Origin of the sequence: Kitasatospora arboriphila (genome assembly GCF_039528095.1) — a bacterium.
GTDB lineage: Bacteria > Actinomycetota > Actinomycetes > Streptomycetales > Streptomycetaceae > Kitasatospora > Kitasatospora arboriphila.
Genome location: NZ_BAAALD010000029.1, coordinates 1 through 17,757, shown reverse-complemented (window position 1 = coordinate 17,757; position 17,757 = coordinate 1). Strand labels below are relative to the sequence as shown.

At 74.5% G+C, this 17,757-nt stretch carries 14 protein-coding genes and 2 pseudogenes; 6 read left to right on the top strand and 10 right to left on the bottom strand.

Features of this window, described 5'->3' with window-relative positions:
* Window positions 1–306: pseudogene (locus ABD353_RS16845) on the top strand (ROK family protein); the annotation flags it as partial.
* 66 nt (window positions 307–372) lie between these two features.
* Here ABD353_RS16845 and ABD353_RS16840 read toward each other — a convergent pair.
* Complete coding sequence (locus ABD353_RS16840; protein ID WP_344624421.1) at window positions 373–1,401, bottom strand: ABC-2 transporter permease; 1,029 nt, start codon at window positions 1,399–1,401, stop codon at window positions 373–375.
* Between the two features lie 104 nt (window positions 1,402–1,505).
* Here ABD353_RS16840 and ABD353_RS16835 point away from each other — a divergent pair, with 104 nt between their 5' ends.
* On the top strand, window positions 1,506–1,985 hold the full coding sequence (locus ABD353_RS16835) for a MarR family winged helix-turn-helix transcriptional regulator (RefSeq protein WP_344624420.1): 480 nt from the start codon (window positions 1,506–1,508) through the stop codon (window positions 1,983–1,985).
* A 155-nt stretch (window positions 1,986–2,140) separates the two neighbouring features.
* Window positions 2,141–3,628: pseudogene (locus ABD353_RS16830) on the top strand (MDR family MFS transporter); the annotation flags it as partial.
* A gap of 142 nt (window positions 3,629–3,770) precedes the next feature.
* Here the strand turns inward: ABD353_RS16830 and ABD353_RS16825 are convergent.
* Together ABD353_RS16825 and ABD353_RS16820 are read right to left on the bottom strand one after the other, a co-directional pair.
* A complete protein-coding gene (locus ABD353_RS16825; protein WP_344624418.1) occupies window positions 3,771–4,016 on the bottom strand; it encodes a hypothetical protein in 246 nt (81 codons plus the stop codon).
* A gap of 31 nt (window positions 4,017–4,047) precedes the next feature.
* Window positions 4,048–5,214 (bottom strand): inorganic phosphate transporter, encoded by a 1,167-nt coding sequence (locus ABD353_RS16820; protein ID WP_344624417.1) that lies wholly within the window; start codon window positions 5,212–5,214, stop codon window positions 4,048–4,050.
* Window positions 5,215–5,592: 378 nt separating this feature from the next.
* Here ABD353_RS16820 and ABD353_RS16815 point away from each other — a divergent pair, with 378 nt between their 5' ends.
* Window positions 5,593–7,047: a C40 family peptidase gene (locus ABD353_RS16815; RefSeq protein WP_344624416.1), complete on the top strand. Its 1,455-nt coding sequence runs from the start codon at window positions 5,593–5,595 to the stop codon at window positions 7,045–7,047.
* A gap of 85 nt (window positions 7,048–7,132) precedes the next feature.
* Here ABD353_RS16815 and ABD353_RS16810 read toward each other — a convergent pair whose 3' ends face one another.
* Entirely contained in the window at window positions 7,133–9,424 is a 2,292-nt protein-coding gene (locus tag ABD353_RS16810; RefSeq protein WP_344624415.1) for an FdhF/YdeP family oxidoreductase, read from the bottom strand.
* Between the two features lie 151 nt (window positions 9,425–9,575).
* On the opposite strand from ABD353_RS16810, the gene ABD353_RS16805 reads away from it, so the two are divergent.
* Window positions 9,576–11,024, top strand: coding sequence for a tetratricopeptide repeat protein (locus ABD353_RS16805; protein ID WP_344624414.1), 1,449 nt, complete (start codon window positions 9,576–9,578; stop codon window positions 11,022–11,024).
* A 36-nt stretch (window positions 11,025–11,060) separates the two neighbouring features.
* On the opposite strand, the gene ABD353_RS16800 is transcribed toward ABD353_RS16805, so the two are convergent.
* The 6 genes from ABD353_RS16800 to ABD353_RS16775 are packed head-to-tail and all read right to left on the bottom strand — an operon-like array spanning window position 11,061 to window position 17,142.
* A complete protein-coding gene (locus tag ABD353_RS16800; protein ID WP_344624464.1) occupies window positions 11,061–11,906 on the bottom strand; it encodes an STM4011 family radical SAM protein in 846 nt (281 codons plus the stop codon).
* Between the two features lie 44 nt (window positions 11,907–11,950).
* On the bottom strand, window positions 11,951–13,276 hold the full coding sequence (locus ABD353_RS16795) for an STM4012 family radical SAM protein (RefSeq protein WP_425555176.1): 1,326 nt from the start codon (window positions 13,274–13,276) through the stop codon (window positions 11,951–11,953).
* Window positions 13,273–14,094: an STM4013/SEN3800 family hydrolase gene (locus ABD353_RS16790; RefSeq protein WP_344624413.1), complete on the bottom strand. Its 822-nt coding sequence runs from the start codon at window positions 14,092–14,094 to the stop codon at window positions 13,273–13,275. Before ABD353_RS16790 ends, ABD353_RS16795 begins: the two co-directional genes overlap by 4 nt.
* A gap of 17 nt (window positions 14,095–14,111) precedes the next feature.
* Window positions 14,112–15,236: an STM4014 family protein gene (locus tag ABD353_RS16785; protein WP_344624412.1), complete on the bottom strand. Its 1,125-nt coding sequence runs from the start codon at window positions 15,234–15,236 to the stop codon at window positions 14,112–14,114.
* Between the two features lie 3 nt (window positions 15,237–15,239).
* On the bottom strand, window positions 15,240–16,166 hold the full coding sequence (locus tag ABD353_RS16780) for an STM4015 family protein (RefSeq protein WP_344624411.1): 927 nt from the start codon (window positions 16,164–16,166) through the stop codon (window positions 15,240–15,242).
* Window positions 16,167–16,188: 22 nt separating this feature from the next.
* Window positions 16,189–17,142 carry an STM4015 family protein gene (locus ABD353_RS16775; protein WP_344624410.1) on the bottom strand — a complete coding sequence of 318 codons (954 nt, stop codon included), beginning with the start codon at window positions 17,140–17,142 and terminating at the stop codon, window positions 16,189–16,191.
* Window positions 17,143–17,302: 160 nt separating this feature from the next.
* Between ABD353_RS16775 and ABD353_RS16770 the strand changes: the two genes are divergently transcribed.
* Window positions 17,303–17,629, top strand: a complete 327-nt coding sequence (locus ABD353_RS16770; RefSeq protein ID WP_344624409.1) for a hypothetical protein — start codon at window positions 17,303–17,305, stop codon at window positions 17,627–17,629.
* Window positions 17,630–17,757: the final 128 nt, after the last annotated feature.

Here is a 17,757-nt window from a genome sequence, read left to right as displayed (position 1 = left end):
GCGGCCCCGGCCCGCCCCGCCGCGCGAGAGCCCGCGGGCCCGGCGCCGGGCGTGGCCGCCGCCGGCGCCGTCAACCTGCTCGCCGCGGCGGTGCTGGTGGTCGGCGGCGGCTACGCGGAGCTGGCCGCCTGGCTGCTCCCCGCCATGCGGACCGAACTCGCCGACCGGGTCACCGTCCGGGCCTGGTACGACGACTGGCTGACGGCCTCACGGCTGGGGCGGCGGGGGCCGCTGCTCGGCGCGGGGATCGGGGTCGTCCGCGCCGTCGTCGCCGACCCGGGCCGCTTCGCCGCCGCCGAAGCCTGAGGGCAACCCCCGGACGGGGCCGACGAGCTGATCGGGCGAGAACAAGACAGGTGCCCTGACGCGCCCCTAAAGAGCTGTCTCAGTCCGGGTGCCGGTGGCGCGGTCGGCGGTGAGGAGGGTGATGGCGACGCCGGCGACGGCCCAGGCGGCGAGGACGAGGAAGGGCGGGGTGAGGGCGGTGCCGCCGAGGTAGGCGATGGAGCGGGCGGCGTCGGTGCCGGCGCCGTTCGGGATCCAGGAGCCGATCGCCCGCCAGAACGGCGGCAGCAGCGGCGGCGGGTAGACCCCGCCCGCACTCGGGTTGCCGAGCACCACGAAGATCAGCACGGCGATGCCGATCCCGACCACCCCGAAGAGGCACTGCATCGCCATGGTGAAGGCCCCGACCGCGAAGACCACCAGGGTGCCGAGTCCCCAGAGCGGCAGGATCGGGCCGGGCAGGGCGTCCAGGACCGGTCCGGTGATCAGTGCGCCGCCGAGGCCGGCCGCGGCGGAGTAGAGGAGGAGCGTGCCGAGCCGCAGCAGGGCGCGGTCGGTGTCGGCGGGCCGGGAGCCGGCGCTGATGCCGAGGATCGAGGCCACCAGGTAGCCGCCGACGCACCAGCCGACCACCAGGTAGAAGGAGGAGAGGCCCTCGGCGTCGCCGGGGGCGAGCGGGACGACGTCCTCGGTGCCGAGGGTCCGCTGCTGGGCGGACTCCAGCGAGCCGACGATCCGTTCGGCGGCGGTCGCCGCGGCCGGTCCGCGGGCGGTGGCGACCAGCAGGGTGTCCTTGCTGCCGGTGGGGTCGATCAGCCAGGCGGCGTACACCTTCTGGTCCTTGATCAGCTGGATCGCGCTCGCCCGGTCCTCCGCCGTGCTGGGCCGGACGGCCTCGTCCGGGACGTCGTGGAGGGCCGAGGTGCCCTGGAGGACGGCCTGGGCGGGACCGACCACGGCGATGGAGAGCTGATGGGGGGTCGGGTCGTGGAGTGCGCCGACGTAGCTGGCGGTGAAGGCGAGTTGGAGCAGCAGCACCCCGAGCACAAGCAGGAAGGCGCGCGGGGTGACCGCGTCCTTGACCTCGGCGAGGAATCCGGGGCGCGGGCCGGCCATCGGCCGCCTCCTAAGGGGCGAGGGGCAAAGGGTGTGAAACGGATGCTTCATAACATGAAGCAGTTGTCCGGGGGTGGAGGCGCGGCCTACGGGATACTGACGCCATGAATGACCAGGAGTCGGCCGACCAGGCGTTCCGCGCGGTCGAGCGGGAGGTGGCGCTGCTCTTCCGCCGCGGGCGGACGCGGGCCGCGGAGATGGCGCGGCGGGTGCATCCGGAGCTGGAGGCCGCGGCGTACGTGATGCTCGCGTACGTGGAGGAGTCGGGCCGGGTGCGGCTGACCGACATCGGGCTGCACTTCGGGATCGGCAAGGCCTCGATCAGCCGGCAGGTGAAGCACCTGGAGGTGCTGGGCCTGCTGCGTCGCGAGGTCGACCCGCTGGACCGCCGTTCCTCGCTGCTCTCGCTCACCGAGGACGGCGCCGCCCGTTACCTGCGCGCCCGGGACGCCCGGATGGAGCGGTTCCGCGAGCTGATGTCGGCCTGGGACGAGGAGGACGTGGAGCGCTTCGCCGAGTTGCTGCGTCGCTTCAACGAGCTGGCCGCGGAGTCCATGCGGGCCGAGGAGTCCGCCCCGGCCTGACCGGTCCTCCGGGTGCTGCCCGGCCCTCCGCCGCCGCGGCAGGGCCGGGCTTTGCTTGCGCTTGAAGAAAGTTGCCTAACTCAACCATTCCCCTTACGGTTGCTTTAGGCAACGAAAATTCACGCTGAAGGACCTCCATGACCCCGACGACCCCCATGACGCACCGGCAAGTCCTGGAAGCGCTGTCAGGCCTCCTGCTGGGCCTCTTCGTGGCCGTGCTCTCCTCGACCGTCGTCTCCAACGCCCTGCCCACGATCCTCACCGACCTGCACGGCGGCGAGTCCGCCTACACCTGGGTGATCACCGCCACCCTGCTGTCGCTGACCGCCTCCACCCCCATCTGGGGCAAGCTCTCCGACCTGGTCAGCAAGAAGCTGCTGGTGCAGATCGCCCTGGTGATCTACATCCTGTCCTCCGCCCTGGCCGGCCTCTCGCAGAACACCGGCGAGCTGATCGCCTGCCGCGTGCTGCAGGGCATCGGCGCCGGCGGCGTCACCGCACTCGCCCAGATCTGCCTCGCCGCGATGGTCACGCCCCGCGAGCGCGGCCGCTACAGCGGCTACTTCGGCGCGGTCTTCGCCCTGGCGACCATCGGCGGCCCGCTCATCGGCGGCGTCATCGTGGACACCGACTGGCTCGGCTGGCGCTGGTGCTTCTACGTCGGCATCCCGTTCTCGCTGCTGGCCATCGCCGTGCTGCAGCGCACCCTGCGGCTGCCCGTCGCCCCGCGGCGCAAGGCCCGGATCGACTACCTCGGCGCGCTGCTCGTCACCGCCGCGGCCAGCCTGCTGATGATCTGGGTCAGCCTGGCCGGCAAGAACTACGACTGGGTGTCCTGGCAGTCCGCCGCGATGCTCGCCGGCACCGCCGTGCTCGCCGTGCTCTTCGTCGCCGCCGAGCGCCGCGCCGCCGAACCGGTCATCCCGCTCCACCTCTTCCGCCACCGCACGGTGACGCTCTCCGCGGTCGCCAGCGTCCTGGTCGGCGTCGGCATGTACGGCGCGACCACCTTCCTCAGCCAGTACTTCCAGCTGGCCAAGGAGAAGTCGCCCACCATGGCCGGCCTGCTCACCCTGCCGATGATCCTCGGCCTCGCCGTCTCCTCCACCGTCGCCGGCAAGCTGATCACCCGCTACGGCCGCTGGAAGGGCTACCTCGTCGCCGGCACCCTGCTGCTCGCCGTCGGCTTCGGCCTGCTCGGCACCGCCCGCGCCGACACCGCGTACGGGCTGCTCGCCCTCTACATGGCGGTGGCCGGCGTCGGCCTCGGCCTGACCATGCAGAACCTCGTGCTCGCCGTGCAGAACACCGTGCCGCGCGAGGAGCTCGGCTCGGCCAGCTCCGTCGTCACCTTCTTCCGCACCATGGGCGGCGCGGTCGGCGTCTCCGCGCTGGGCGCCCTGATGGCCGACCGGGTGGCGCGCTACCTCGCCGAGAACCTCGCCCGGGCGGGCGTCCACCCGACCGGCAGCGCCCTCGGCGGCGGCGAGATCCCCGACCTGCACCGGCTGCCCGCCCCGATCGTCCCGCTGGTGACGGACGCCTTCGGCCACGGCGTCGGCATCGTCTTCCTGCTGGCCGCGCCGTTCGCGCTGCTCGCCTTCCTGGTCGTGCTGTTCATCCGGGAGACCCCGCTGCGCACCACCATGGACGCGCCGGCGCCGCGCACCCTGGAACTCGTCGAGGACTGAGACCCGGCCGGGCCGGGTCGGGTCCGGCCGGCCCGGGCACGCGGAAGGGCCCGCGGGGTGCGTACCCCGCGGGCCCTTCCGTCGTGCGTGCGGCTCAGTGGCCGGCGATCAGGGTGATCCCGTAGAAGACCACCGAGGCGCAGGCGCTGAAGCAGAGCGCGGCACCGGCCAGGGCCAGGTTGCCGCTGCCGGCCCCCGGGATCCCGGACCGGACGGCCTCCTGCGCGGCCTCACGGCGCGACAGCGCCAGGATGCCGAGGGCGAAGGCGGCGACCACCGCGACGGTGATGGCGAAGCTGAGGCCCGCGGTCTGCGCGAGGGCGTCCCACTTGATGTGCATGGCTACCCGTCCTCTCTGACTGGTCGGCCGGTCAGGCCGCGACGGTGGTGGTGGCCGGGGTCGGGGTGGCGGTCTGCACCGGCACCTCGACCTCCTGGACGTCGTTGACGTTGCCGGCGTGCACCGGCTGGCGGCGGGAGGCGATCCACATCGCGCCCGAGCCGGCGACCAGCGTCGCGCCGACCAGGGCCACGCCCCAGGCGCCCTGGTCCGCGACGAAGGCCGCGAGACCGGCCACCGCGGCGGCGGCGGGCAGGGTCAGGCCCCAGGTGTAGACCATGCGGCGCACCAGGCTCCAGCGCAGCTCGCGCTTCGGGCCGCCGAGGCCGGCGCCCATGATGCCGCCGGAGCAGACCTGGGTGGTGGACAGGCCGTAGCCCATGTGGGTCGAGGTGAGGATGACCGTGGCGGCGGCCGTCTCGGTGGCGAGGCCCTGGCGGGGGCGGATCTCGGTCAGGCCGTTGCCCATCGAGCGGATGATGCGCCAGCCGCCCATGTAGGTGCCGAGCGCGATCGCCGCACCGGCGCTGACGATGACCCAGGTCGGGGGCAGCGCGCCGGGCTTGAGGGCGCCGACGGAGACCAGGGTCAGGGTGATGATGCCCATGGTCTTCTGCGCGTCGTTGGTGCCGTGCGCCAGCGAGATCAGCGAGGAGGTGAACATCTGGCCGCGCCGGAAGCCCTTCTCGGTGGTCTCCTCGCGGCCGCCGCGGGTGATCAGGTAGGCGAGGCGGGTGGCGCCCCAGGCGGCCAGACCGGCCACCAGCGGGGAGGCGACCGCCGGGATCAGGATCTTGGTGACGACGACGTCGAAGTTCACGCCGTTCATGCCGACGCCGACCACGGTGGCGCCGATGAGGCCGCCGTACAGCGCGTGCGAGGAACTGGAGGGCAGGCCCCTCAGCCAGGTCAGCAGGTTCCAGAGGATCGCTCCGACCAGGGCGGCGAAGATGATCGACGGCTGGAGGCCGGCCTTCTCGTTGACGATGCCGCCGGAGATGGTGGTGGCCACCTTCACGGAGAGGAAGGCTCCGGCGAAGTTGAGGACTGCGGCGATGGTGACCGCGACCTTGGGCTTGAGGGCTCCCGTCGCGATGGAGGTGGCCATCGCGTTGGCGGTGTCGTGGAACCCGTTGGTGAAGTCGAAGGCGAGCGCCGTGATGATCACAACGGCCACCAGGAACGTGATGTGTTCCATAACCAAACAATCGTCGTAGTTGTCGGACTGACGCTGCTGTCAGGCGTGACCGTAGGGAGCCCGGGTGAACGGAAGGTGAACAGGGTTGGGAATCGTGGTTCCGATGGTGGATCGGGGGTTGCACGAACATTGCGAAAGTGTGGAAACCGAGGCTCTGTACGGCCGTTGTGTCCGCTTGGATCCACCTTCGTGGGGGTTTGGTGAGACTTGCCTCACACCCCCTCGACCGGGCCGGTGAACCCCCCGGGTGAGGACTCGCTGAGAATTCACCGGACGGACCGCAGGCCCCCTGCCGTTACCTGCCGGTCACATGGCAGGATTCTCCGGAGAGATCACCGGGCGCGGGCCCGGGCCGGGCTGGACTGGGGAGGGCGGCCGATGTCGGCTGGGCAGCGTACGGAGAACGGCGTCCGACCTTGGGTGCGGGCCGCCATGCGGTGCGGCGCCGTGCTTGCCGCGGCCGCGCTGTCGCTGCCGCTGGCCACCGCCGCGTACGCCGCGCCCACCCCGGCGCCCACCCTCACCGTGGCCGCCGGCGCCGACCCGCTGGCCGACGCCAAGACCACCCTCGGCCCGATGCTCGACCGGCTGCACCAGCTCTACCAGGAGGCCGAGGCCGCCACCGAGCAGTACAACGCCGCCGTCGCCCGGCAGGCCGCCCAGCAGGCCCAGGTCACCGACCTCCGCGCCCGGGTCGAGTCCCAGCAGGCCGCGGTCAACGCCGGCGTGGACATCGCCGCCCAGCTCGCCGCCGCCCAGTACCGCAGTGGCCGGGCCTCCGACCTCGCCGACTTCATGCTCGCCGAGAACCCCTACCAGGCCGTCGTCATCGCCCAGCTGCTCGACGCCGCGGGCCGCTCCCAGAAGGCCTTCCTGGACCGCCTCAAGTCGGACCGCGCCACCCTCGTCGAGCTGCAGGCCCAGGCCGAGCAGGCGCTCGTCCAGGCCACCGCGCTCGCCACCCAGCAGGAGGCCGCCAAGGCCGACGTGGCCAAGCGGCTCGCCGCCGTCGAGGACATGGTCGGCTCGCTCACCGGCGCCCAGCGCAGCGAACTGGAGGCACTGGAGCGGCAGCAGGCCGACGAGGCCCAGCTCGCCTTCCTCGCCTCCGGTGCGCTCGGCAAGGGCGAGCGCACCCCCTCCGAGGCCGGCCGCAAGGCGGTCGCCTGGGCGCTCAAGCAACTCGGCAAGGACTACGTCTGGGGCGGCGACGGCCCGGACGTCTTCGACTGCTCCGGCCTCACCTCGCAGGCCTGGCTGAACGCCGGCAAGCCGATCCCGCGCACCAGCCAGGAACAGTGGGCGCAGCTCAAGCACGTCCCGCTGAACCAGATCCGCCCCGGCGACCTCGTGGTCTACTTCGGCGGCGCCACCCACATCGGCATGTACATCGGCGGCGGCCTGATCGTGCAGGCGCCGCACACCGGCGACGTGGTCAAGGTCTCCAAGATCGGCGCGATGCCGATCCTCGGCGCCGTCCGGCCCGACCCGGACTCGGCCGCCGACGACAAGGGCGGCGACTGGAAGGTGCCGCAGGTCACCGTCGGCGCCTCGCGGATCGCCCCGGCCAAGCCGACCACCCTGCCGCCGCGGCCCACCCAGCCCACCCCGACCAAGCCCACCCCGCCGCCCGCCACCGGCACCCCGACCGGCTCCGGCACGCCCACCGGCAGCGGCACGCCGTCCGGCTCGGGCACGCCGTCCGGCTCGGGCACCCCGTCGGGCTCCGGCACGCCCACCGGCAGCGGCACCCCGTCCGCCTCGGCCGGCTCCACCGAATCCGCCTCCCGCACCGCCTCGGCCCCGGCCTCCGGCAGCCCGACGGCCCAGTAGGCAAGGGGCCGGCGGCCCACCGTCCACGGGCACAACGCACAGCGGCGCGCGGGGGAGCCCCCCGCGCGCCGCTGTGCGTTGCCGTCTAGCCGACGGGCGCGCCGGTGTCCGGTTCGAAGCGGATCACCACGGCCTTCGAGGTCGGGGTGTTGCTGATCTCCGCCGTGGAGTCCAGCGGCACCAGGACGTTGGTCTCCGGGTAGTAGGCGGCCGCGCCGCCCGGGGCCACCGGGTAGTGCACCACCCGGAAGTGCGGGGCCCGCCGCTCCACGCCGTCCTTCCACTCGCCGACCAGGTCGACGTAGAGGCCGTCGGCGAGGCCGAGCCGTTCGGCGTCGGCCGGGTTCACCAGCACCACGCGCCGACCGCCGGTGATGCCGCGGTAGCGGTCGTCCAGGCCGTAGATCGTGGTGTTGTACTGGTCGTGCGAGCGCAGCGTCTGCAGCAGCAGCCGGCCCTCGGGCACCTCGGGCGCGGTGAGCGGGTTGACCGTGAAGTTGGCCTTGCCCGTCGCGGTCGGGAAGGTCCGGCTGTCGCGCGGCCCGTGCGGCAGCGCGAAGCCGCCGGGCCGGCGCACCTTCTCGTTGAAGTCCTCGAAGCCGGGTACCACCCGGGAGATCCGGTCGCGGACGGCGTCGTAGGAGACCGCGAACTCCTCCCACGGGGTCGGGTCCTCGGGGCCGAGTGCGGCCCGGGCCAGCCGGCAGACGATCGCCACCTCGGAGAGCAGGCCGTCGGACGGCGGCCGCAGCCCGCCGCGCGAGGAGTGCACCATGCCCATCGAGTCCTCGACCGAGACGAACTGCGCGCCGGCCTCCGTCCAGTCGCGGTCGGTGCGGCCGAGCGTCGGCAGGATCAGCGCGCGGGCGCCGGTCACCACGTGCGAGCGGTTGAGCTTGGTGGAGACGTGCACGGTGAGCCGGCAGCGGCGCATCGCGGCCTCGGTGACCTCGGTGTCCGGGGTCGCGGCGACGAAGTTGCCGCCCATGGCGAAGAACACCTTCACCCGGCCGTCGCGCATCCCCCGGATGGTGTCGACCGAGTCCAGGCCGTGCTCGCGCGGCGGCTCGAAGTCGAACTCCCGGCCCAGCGCGTCCAGGAACGCCGTGCTCGGCCGCTCGAAGATGCCCATCGTCCGGTCGCCCTGCACGTTGCTGTGCCCGCGCACCGGGCAGACGCCCGCCCCCGGGCGGCCCACGTTGCCGCGCAGCAGCAGGAAGTTGACGACCTCGCGGATCGTCGGCACGGCGTGCCGGTGCTGGGTCAGGCCCATCGCCCAGCACACGATGATCTTCTTCGAGGCCAGCACCAGGCGGGCCAGCTCCTCGATCTGCTCCCACGGCAGACCGGTCGCGGCCAGCACCTCGGCGCGGTCGGTGGACTTCGCCTCGGCGGCGAACTCCTCGAAGCCGTGGCAGTGTTCGGCGATGAACGCCTCGTCCGTGCCGCCCTCGGCGGCCAGCACCAGCTGGTTGAGCGCCCGGAACAGCGCGAGGTCGCCGCCGAGCCGGATCTGCAGGAAGAGGTCGGTCAGCTTGGTGCCGTTGGCGGCCAGGCCGCGGGCGTTCTGCGGGTTCTTGAACCGCTCCAGGCCGGCCTCCGGCAGCGGGTTGACCGAGACGATCGTCGCCCCGGCCCGCTTCGCCCGCTCCAGCGCGGAGAGCATCCGCGGGTGGTTGGTGCCCGGGTTCTGGCCCGCCACGATGATCAGGTCGGCCTGGTAGAGGTCCTTCAGCGAGACGCTGCCCTTGCCCACGCCGAGCGTCTCGGTGAGCGCCGACCCCGACGACTCGTGGCACATGTTGGAGCAGTCCGGCAGGTTGTTGGTGCCGAGCCGGCGGGCGAACAGCTGGTAGGCGAAGGCCGCCTCGTTGCTGGTGCGGCCCGAGGTGTAGAAGGCGGCGCCGTCCGGGGTGTCCAGAGCGCGCAGCTCCTCCGCCACGATCTCGAAGGCCCGCTCCCAGGAGACCGGCACGTACCGGTCGGAGCCCTCGTCGAGCAGCATCGGCTCGGTCAGCCGGCCCTGCTGCCCCAGCCAGTAGCCGGAGCGCTGCGCCAGCTCCGGGACGGGGTGCGCGGCGAAGAAGTCGGCGGTGATCCGGCGCTCGGTGGCCTCCTCGGCGACGGCCTTGGCGCCGTTCTCGCAGAACTCCGCGGTGTGCGTCTTGCCCGGCTCGGGCCAGGCGCAGCCCGGGCAGTCGAAGCCGTCCGGCTGGTTCACCTTGCTCAGCACGGCCAGCGTGCGGCGGGCGCTCATCTGCTCGCCGGCCATCCTCAGGCTGTGCAGCACGGCCGGGACGCCGGCCGCCGCGTGCTTCGGCGCGGAAATCTGCGGCGCGTCCTGCACCGGATCGCTCTGCGGGGCCTGCTTGGCCATGACGGGTCCTCCTCCACCCGGGCGGCGGCATCGTCGCCGCGGCCCGCCTCCATCCTCGCACCGGGGCCGTCCGGGGGACCCGGACGGCCCCGGTCGATGGGAGGATGGCGCCCGTCCACCGCCGACGACCCGCAGCGAACGAGGACCGAGGATGCCGCCCATCGAGGAGCCCGCCGACCGGTTCGGCCAGGTGCCCGAGCCGACCGCCCCCGCCGTCCCGCCGCAGGCCCCCGGGACCGCCGACGCCGCGTCCGTGGACGGTCTGTCTGCGGACGGCCTGCCGGCGGACGGCTGGGCGCTGGCCGCGCCTGCCGCCGCCGTGCCCGCTGCTGCTGCCGACGTTGCCCCGGCCGCCGAGGAGGCCGCCCAGGACTACGTGTTGCCCGCCCCGGCGGCGCCGTCGGGGATCCGGCTGGCCAAGACCGGTGCCGGGGGAGCGCCGGCCCCGGCCCCCTCGCCGACTCCGGCCCCGGCCCCCTCGCCGACTCCGGCCCCGGTGCCGGCGGCGGCCGCGCCGCCGGTCGCGACCGTGCTGGAGAGCGCCGTGTCGCAGGGCTTCGGGCCGTCGGCGGCGGGTGCCCCGCCGGTTCAGCCGCCCGCCGGGTTCCCGCCCGCACCGCTCGCGCAGCCGGCGCCCCCGGTGCAGCCCGCGCCGCCCGCGTCCGCCGGCCCGGTCGGCGTTCCGGCCCAGTCCGCTGCTCTGCCGGGCTTCGGGCCCTCGCCGGTGCCGGCCGGCCTGGTCGCCCCCGCCCCGCCCCCCGCCCCGGCAGCAGCCCCGACCCCGGCCGCTCCGCACGGGGCTGTGCCTGCGGGACCCGAAGCCCCGGCCGCCGTACGGGAGTTGCTGGTGCGGCTGCGGGACCGGGCGGACGAGGCGCCGACTCCGGACGCGGCCGTCCACCTGCTGGAGTCGGTGGCCCGCGAGATGACCGCGCTGCTCGGCCGCTACGACCGGGACGCCCTCGCGGCCTGGCGGCGGCTCGGCGACCGGCGGTGCGCCGCGGGCGACCCGGCGGGCGCCGTCCACCTGCTCGGCCAGGTCGCCGCCGATGCCGCGCAGGCGCTCGGCCCGGGCGATCCCGACACCCTGGAGGTCCGGCTGGAGCAGGCCCGGGCGCTGGGCGAGGCCGGCGACCCGTTCGGCGCCGTGCACCTGCTGCGCGAGGTGCAGCCGGCCCTGGTGCAGGCGCTCGGCCCGTACGACGCCCGGGCACTCGCCTCGCAGGCCCGGCTGGCGCACGCCGTCGCGCTGACCGGGGACCTCGTGTCGGCCTTCGGCATGCTGCTGGAGCTGATCCCGGTGGTGCAGCACCACCTCGGCCCGGCCCATCCGCTGGTCGGCGAGGCCCGCTGCTCGCTCGGCCGGCTGGTGCCGCAGTGGCGGCGCGCGGCGGGCGGCGGCGGGCTGCCGCAGGTCGCGGCGGTCGCGATGGTCCACCGGCTGCTGGTCTGGGACTTCGCCTCCGACCAGGAGGCGGACGCCTTCCTCACCGAGCTGGAGCGGGCCACCGGCCACCGTAGCCTGGCGGCCCGACTGGCCGCCGTCCCGGAGGAGATGACGGCGGAGCAGGCGGCGCAGTCGATGCTCGGCCCGGCCTGACCGGCCGACCGGGGTGACCCGCGCCCCGGGCGCGGGTCACCAGCCGTGCGGAATGCGCTCCAGGACGCCGCCGGCGAAGACGTCGTACAGCGGCAGGCCCTCCAGGTGGACGTAGCCGATGTGGCAGTCGCAGACCGGCAGCGGGCACGGCCGGGGCAGCAACTCGGCACGGTAGGAGCCGTCGTAGAGGTTGCCGAGCGGAGGGCGGACGAAGTGGCAGCGCCGCACCGTGCCGTCGCCGTCCACCGAGACCACCGACTCGCCGGTGCGGCAGGGGCGGCCGCCGCTCGGGTGCGGGTCCCTGCTCCAGCCGAACAGCGGGTCGACCGCCGTCCAGGCGGCGGCCTGTTCGTCGGTGTAGCTCCGGCCGTCCGCGGCGTTCACCCACAGGTAGGTCGAGGCGGGCAGATCTGCCCGCAACTCCCGTGCGGCATCGAGGTGTTCCGGCTCGCCGACGATGCCGACGCTGTGCCGCACCCCGAGTGCGGCCAGCTCCCGGAGCTTCGCCAGGAAGCGTCCGCGGTCGACCTGTCCCGGGTGGTGGGTGATCCACAGGGCCAGGGTGTCGAGATCGGCCGCGGCCAGCCAGTCGGTGCGGCAGCTGAGGTTGGTCTGGATCGCCACCCGGCGCACGTGCGGCAGGTGCGAGAGGTCGACGAGGGCCTGCCGGTACCAGGAGCGCACCAGGCCCTCGCCCCACGGGGTGAACAGCAGCGACAGGGTGTCGCCGGTCTGCGCGGTGGCCCAGGCGGTGAACCGCTCCAGCGCGGCGCGGTCCGCGCGCAGCCGCTCGGGGCTGTCCCGCCGCTTGGCGAACGGGCAGTACGGGCAGTCGTAGTCGCAGGAGGCCAGCGGGCCGCGGTAGAGCAGGGTGAGGTCCATCGGGGTCTCGGCCGGGCGCGGCCCCGGCATCCCCAGGTCGACGGTCACTTCGCCTCGTACGCGTCCATCGCGGCCCGGACCGCGGGCGAGAACAGCATCGGACCGACGGCGTCCGAGTGCGCCAGGCCCTCGGCGGAGAGCGCCAGCCGCCCGGGGGTCTCGGCGAGCCAGCCGCGGGCCTCGAAGACGGCCAGTTCGGCGGCGAAGTCCTCGGCCGGAAGGGAGCCGAACCGCCGCCGGTAGGAGGCGAGTTCGAGCCCGTCGGCCTGCAGCAGCGACTGCAGCAGGTGGCGGCGGCGCGACTCCTCGGCGTCCATCGCCCGGCCGACCTCGGCCCGGGTGAAGTCCTCGGCGGCGACGTAGTCGTCGATGATGCCGCGCACCTCGCGGGCGTCCACCGCGTAGTCGAAGGAGTAGTGCAGGGACGAGGTGTACGAGCGGGCGCCGCAGCCGAGGCCGACCATGCCGTCGGTCTGGCAGGCGTACTCGCCGGCGCTCGCGGTGGCCGCGCCCGTCCGGCGGAACATCCGCATCGACACCTGCTCGTAGCCGGATGCCAGCAGGTGGTCCCGGCCGGTCCGGTAGAGCGCGAGCCGCTGGGCGTCCCACTCAGGGGTGGGGCCGTCGGCGGTGCGCCGGCCGAGACCGGTCAGCGGCCGCACGTACAGCGGGTAGAGGTACAGCTCCTCCGGCTGCCAGGCGAGCGCGGCGTCCAGCGAGGCGAGCCAGCTCTTCTCGGTCTGGCCGTCGATGCCGTAGATCAGGTCGATGTTGAGCACCGGGATGCCCGCCGCCCGGACGCGGCCGAGCGCCGCCTCCACCGCCGCGCGCTTCTGCGGGCGGACGGCCGAGCGGGCCTCCTCGTCGAGGAAGGACTGCACGCCGAGGCTGAGCCGGGTGGTGCCGCGCTCGGCGAGGACGGCGAGCCGGTCGGCCGTCGCGGTGTCGGGGGAGGCCTCCACCGAGAGCGGGACGGCCCGCAGGTCGGCGCCCATCCGCTGCTCGGCGATGTCGCAGAGCCGCTCCAGCTCGGCCGCGGTCAGATAGGTGGGCGTGCCGCCGCCGAAGGCCGCCAGCGCGAACCGGGCGTCCGCGTCCAGCGCCTCCCGCACCGCCGACGCCTGCCGCTCCAGCGCGTCCAGGTAGGCCGTGGTCAGCCCCTCGGGGCTGCCGATCCGGGTGAACAGGTTGCAGAAGCCGCAGCGGACCTCGCAGAACGGGATGTGCAGGTAGAGCGAGAGCGCGTGCTGCGGCTCGCCCGCCCAGAGCTCGCGCAGCGGCGGCCGCCCCGGCAGCGGCCGGTACGCGGTCTTGTGCGGGTAGGCGTAGACGTACGCCAGGTACGGGGAGTCGGTCGTCATCGTGGTCATCGTCCGGTCTCCTCGGCGGCGGGCAGCACGAAGTGGGCGTAGGGGACCGTCCAGACGACCGGGTGGCCCAGCCGGTGGCCGGTGTAGCCGTCCTCGCCGTAGCAGGTGCCGTGGTCGGAGCAGACGATCGCGAAGCAGGGACGGCGCCGGCTCATCGCCGCGAACAGCCGGCCGATGTGCGCGTCCACGTACTCCAGCGCGGCGGCGTGGCTCTCCCGGGTGTCGCCGTGCTCGCGGGTCGCGCCGGGCAGGTGGAACCAGTTCGGCTGGTGCAGGGCGGAGACGTTGACGAAGAGGAACAGCGGCTGCCCGTCCGGCTGTTCGGCGCAGACCTGCTCGGCGCGGGCGACCTGCGCCTCGAAGGAGGTGGGGGAGGGCACGCCCATCTCCGGTGCCCAGTGGGACTCCTGGAACAGTCCGGGCAGCACCGACCCGAGCGGGCCCTGCTTGTTGAAGAAGCCGACCCCGCCGATGCAGACCGTCCGGTACCCGGCGGCGGCCAGCGCCGAGGGCAGGTCGGGGGTGTCGAACACCCAGGTGCGCGGCTCGGTCGTCTCCGAGCCGGCGAAGCGGGCCGCGAACAGCCGCGGGTGCGGGCCGTCCGGGCTCGCCGGGGTCGGCAGGAACCCGGCCAGGATCGCCTGGTGCGCCGCGTAGGTGAAGCTGCCGGGGGTGTGCCGCTCCTCCCACCGGCCGCCGGGCAGGTGCGCCGCCAGGTGCGGGATGCGGCCGGCCGCGGCCAGCTCCTGCGCGACGTCCAGGCGCAGCGTGTCCAGGGTGACCAGCAACAGGTCGTGGCTGCCGATCACGTCGTTCATGTCGGGTATGTGATGGTTCATCGGGGCGGTTCCGTCCGGGTGGTGCGACCGGGCGCCCGGTGGGGGCCGGTGTGCAGCAGTGCGGCGATCTGGGCGCCGTAGGTGTCCAGGCCCTCGGCGGGGCCGCCGGGCAGGCCGGTGAGGCCGGGCAGCAGGTCGCCGAAGGCGTTCACCTCGCCGACCACGGCGCCCCGCCAGCCGGCGGTCGGCAGGACGTCCACGCCGACCATGGGGGAGTTCGGGAAGCAGGCCGCGGCCCGCTCCGCCGTCTCCAGCAGCCGGGACCAGGCCGGGCCGGCGGCCTCCCGGGCGAGCGCCAGGTCGCCGCGGGCGCCGCCCAGGTGCAGGTTGGTCATCGGGCGGGTGCTGGTGCGCACCACCGCGTGGGTGGCCCGGCCGGCGACGACGACCACCCGCAGGTCGGCGGAGCGGCCGCCCTGGGAGGCCTTCGGCACCCACTGCTCGACGTGCAGGCCGTCCGGCGCGAGCGCGTCGACCAGGGCGGAGACCTCCGCCGGGGTGCGGTAGCGGCGGACCCGCAGCGAGTTGTGCAGGCCGTCCGGGGCGAGCTCGGCGGAGGTGGTGGCCTGGACCTGGCCGCGCGGCCCGAACTCCAGGGCCACCACGCCGGAGGCCGAGGAGCCGTGCACCGGCTTCAGGAACACCCGGCGCATCCGGGCCGCCGCCAGCCGGTCCGCCAGCTCCGCCCAGCCCCGCGGCGGCGGCCCGTCGGGCGCGGGCGGCACCGGCACGCCGGCCGCCGCGAGCCGCCGGTGCGCGGACCGCTTGTCGAACATCACCGCGATCTCCGCCGGGTCGCCGAGCAGCCGCACCCCGGGCCGCGCCGCGAGGCCGTGCAGCGCCGCGCACACCCCGGCGTACCAGGCGGCGCCGCCCTCGACCCGGGTCGGCGCGTACCCGGCGCCGAGCACCGGCCCGCGCAGCAGCGCGTCGACCGCCGTGTCCTCGCCGGGGGAGTCGATCCGCAGGACGGTGCCGGGCGGCAGCGCGTACCCGCCGCGCAGCACGTCCAGCCAGGGCAGTACGGCGGGTTCGGGCAGCCCGGCGGCCCGCGCCGCCGCCGCGAACAGCGCGACGCGGCGGTGGCCCGGGTTGCCGAGGACGGTGAGCCGATCGGTCATGGGCTACTCGGAGACCGCCACGTAGCGGTCCTCCTCGTCCTCCTCGTCCTCCGCCTCGGACAGGTCGACGTCGACACCGGCCAGCGCCTCGGCGACCCGCTGCTGCATCTCCTCGGAGAGGTAGTGGTGGTGCAGGTCGAGGGAGGTGAGGTGGGTGAGCGGCTGCCCCTCCAGCAGGGCGGCGGCGCCCTCGTCCGTCAGCACGCCCATGCCGAGGGCCAGGTGCTCCAGCCGGGCCACGACCGGGGCCTGCGCGACGGCGGCGGCGATGTCGTCCTGGTACTCGCTGTTCTGCAGGCCGAGGCTGCGCAGCGCGGGCAGCCGGGTGGCGGTGAGCAGCGGCGCCAGGTCCTCCAGGGTGTGGTCGCCGCCGTACTCGTCGACGCCGAGCCACAGGTCGAGCTCCTCCAGCGCGGGGAGGTCGCACTCGCCCAGGGCGCGGACCACCCGGGCCGGCAGGCCGCCGGACTCGAAGGCCAGCGACCGGAGGCGCTCGTGGCGGACGGGCCGCAGTCGCAGGCCGTTGCCGCCGCGCACGGCGAGGTCGGTCAGCCGGGGGAAGGATGCGAACAGCGGGGTGATGTCGCACATCTCCAGCCAGGAGATCTCGCACTCCTCGGAGCGGACGTCGCCGACGAACAGCGCCTCCAGCGCGGGCAGCCGGTCGGCGCTGTCGACGATCAGGGCGAGCGGGCCGGCCAGGTCGTCGTAGTCGCCGGCCCACCAGGCGCCCATGACGAGTGCGCGCACCCGCGTGGTGTCGACCGCGTCCAGGAAGCGCTGCCAGGCCTCCGCGAACTCCGTCTTGCCGTCGTACCGGTAGCCGAGGCCGATCCGCCAGGCGGCCGCCCCGGCGGCGGGCAGCTCCTCGCCCGCGTCCAGGGCGGTCAACACGTTGCACACGGGAAGCCCGTGGAAGGTCCTGCTCATCGGAGGTTCCTGCCTGTCCGGGTCACTCGGAGACGGCGACGTAGCGCCAGTTGTCGTCCCACTTCTGGGCGTCGGAGAGGTCGATCGCCACGTCCGGCAGGGCCTCGTGCAGCCGCTGCTGCATCTCCGCGGTGAGGTAGTGGTGGTGCAGGTCGAGGGAGGCGAGGTGGGTGAGCGGCTGCCCCTCCAGCAGGGCGGCGGCGCCCTCGTCGGTGAGCGCGCCCATGGAGAGCGCGAGGTGCTCCAGGCGGGCCACCACCGGGGCCTGCGCGGCGCGGGCGCAGACCTCGTCCTGCCGGGTGGTGTTCTGCAGGCCGAGCCGGCGCAGCGCCGGCAGCCGGGTGCCGGCGAGGAAGGGCGCGAGGTCGTCCAGCGTCCAGTCGCCGCCGTACATCTCGACGCCGAGCCAGAGCTCCAGGCTCTCCAGCGCGGGGAAGTCGCAGGCGGCGACGGACCGCAGGACGCTGCCGGGCAGGCCGCCGGCCTCCAGCCGCAGCCGGCGCAGGTGCTCGTGCCGCAGCGGGGTGAGCTCCAGTCCGCCGTTGCCCTCCCAGTCCTGGCCGGTACCGCGCACGACCAGCTCCTCCAGCCGCGGGAAGGACGTGAACAGCGGGGTGACGTCGCATATCTGCAGCCAGGAGATCTCGCACTCCTCGAAGGTGATGTCACCGACGAACAGGGCGCGCAGCGCGGGCAGCCGGCCCGCGGCACCGGTGATCTCGGCGAGCGGGCCGGCGAGCGGCTCCGGCTCCTCCTGCGACCAGTTGCCGATCACGACGGTGGTGACCCGCCCGGTGTCGACGGCGCCGAGGAAGCGCTGCCAGGCCTCGGCGAAGGTCTTCTCGTCGTCGTACTCAAGGGCGATCCGCCAGGCGGCGGCGTCGGCGGCGGGCAGCTCGCGGCCGTCCTCCAGGGCGGCCAGGACGTCCACGACGGGCAGCCCGCCGAACTCCTCGATGTGCTTGCTGATCGCCATGCGCTGCTCCTGGGGACGTCCGGTCGGCCGGGTTCTGTCTACCAGGCCGCGCCGACACCCCGGCGCGAGGGGCCGCGCGCCGACGCGCTGTCAGAGCCGGGCCCTAGCTTTCCCCTCGTTGCGGCCGGCACCCCGTCGGCCCGGAGCCGGGGAGTGCCACATGTACCGCCAGGGTGACGTGCTGATCGTGCCGGTGGGGGAGGCGGCGGTGCCGCGCGTGGTGGCCGACCTGCCGTCGCTGCCGCGGGACGCCCGCGGCCGGCTGGTGCTGGCGCTCGGCGAGGTCACCGGGCACGCCCACGCGGTGGTCGGGCCGGGCACGCTGCGGCGGGAGGCCGGGCCGTTCGGCACCGCCTGGCTGCACCTGCCCGAGGGCGGCCGGGTGGTGCACGAGGAGCACGCGGTGATCCCACTGCCCAAGGGCTGGTACCGGGTGGTGCGGCAGCGCGAGTACGTGCCCGGCGCCGTGCGCGTCGTGGCGGACTGACCACCGACCGGGCACCGACCCGGGCACCGAGCGAGCACGGACGGGACGAGGAAGGACGGCACGATGACCGACACCCTGCAGCGCACGGAAGGCGCGCGGCCTGGAAACGACAAAGGGCCCGGCACCCG

Excerpts from the sequence above, each read along its gene's own strand:
- ABD353_RS16780 (WP_344624411.1), bottom strand. The coding sequence starts at position 16,166 with ATGAGCAGGACCTTCCACGGGCTTCCCGTGTGCAACGTGTTGACCGCC.
- ABD353_RS16820 (WP_344624417.1), bottom strand. The coding sequence starts at position 5,214 with ATGGAACACATCACGTTCCTGGTGGCCGTTGTGATCATCACGGCGCTC.
- ABD353_RS16790 (WP_344624413.1), bottom strand. The coding sequence starts at position 14,094 with ATGAACGACGTGATCGGCAGCCACGACCTGTTGCTGGTCACCCTGGAC.
- ABD353_RS16840 (WP_344624421.1), bottom strand. The coding sequence starts at position 1,401 with ATGGCCGGCCCGCGCCCCGGATTCCTCGCCGAGGTCAAGGACGCGGTC.
- ABD353_RS16785 (WP_344624412.1), bottom strand. The coding sequence starts at position 15,236 with ATGACCGATCGGCTCACCGTCCTCGGCAACCCGGGCCACCGCCGCGTC.
- ABD353_RS16835 (WP_344624420.1), top strand. The coding sequence starts at position 1,506 with ATGAATGACCAGGAGTCGGCCGACCAGGCGTTCCGCGCGGTCGAGCGG.
- ABD353_RS16775 (WP_344624410.1), bottom strand. The coding sequence starts at position 17,142 with ATGGCGATCAGCAAGCACATCGAGGAGTTCGGCGGGCTGCCCGTCGTG.
- ABD353_RS16825 (WP_344624418.1), bottom strand. The coding sequence starts at position 4,016 with ATGCACATCAAGTGGGACGCCCTCGCGCAGACCGCGGGCCTCAGCTTC.
- ABD353_RS16815 (WP_344624416.1), top strand. The coding sequence starts at position 5,593 with ATGTCGGCTGGGCAGCGTACGGAGAACGGCGTCCGACCTTGGGTGCGG.
- ABD353_RS16805 (WP_344624414.1), top strand. The coding sequence starts at position 9,576 with ATGCCGCCCATCGAGGAGCCCGCCGACCGGTTCGGCCAGGTGCCCGAG.
- ABD353_RS16770 (WP_344624409.1), top strand. The coding sequence starts at position 17,303 with ATGTACCGCCAGGGTGACGTGCTGATCGTGCCGGTGGGGGAGGCGGCG.
- ABD353_RS16810 (WP_344624415.1), bottom strand. The coding sequence starts at position 9,424 with ATGGCCAAGCAGGCCCCGCAGAGCGATCCGGTGCAGGACGCGCCGCAG.
- ABD353_RS16800 (WP_344624464.1), bottom strand. The coding sequence starts at position 11,906 with ATGGACCTCACCCTGCTCTACCGCGGCCCGCTGGCCTCCTGCGACTAC.
- ABD353_RS16795 (WP_425555176.1), bottom strand. The coding sequence starts at position 13,276 with ATGACCACGATGACGACCGACTCCCCGTACCTGGCGTACGTCTACGCC.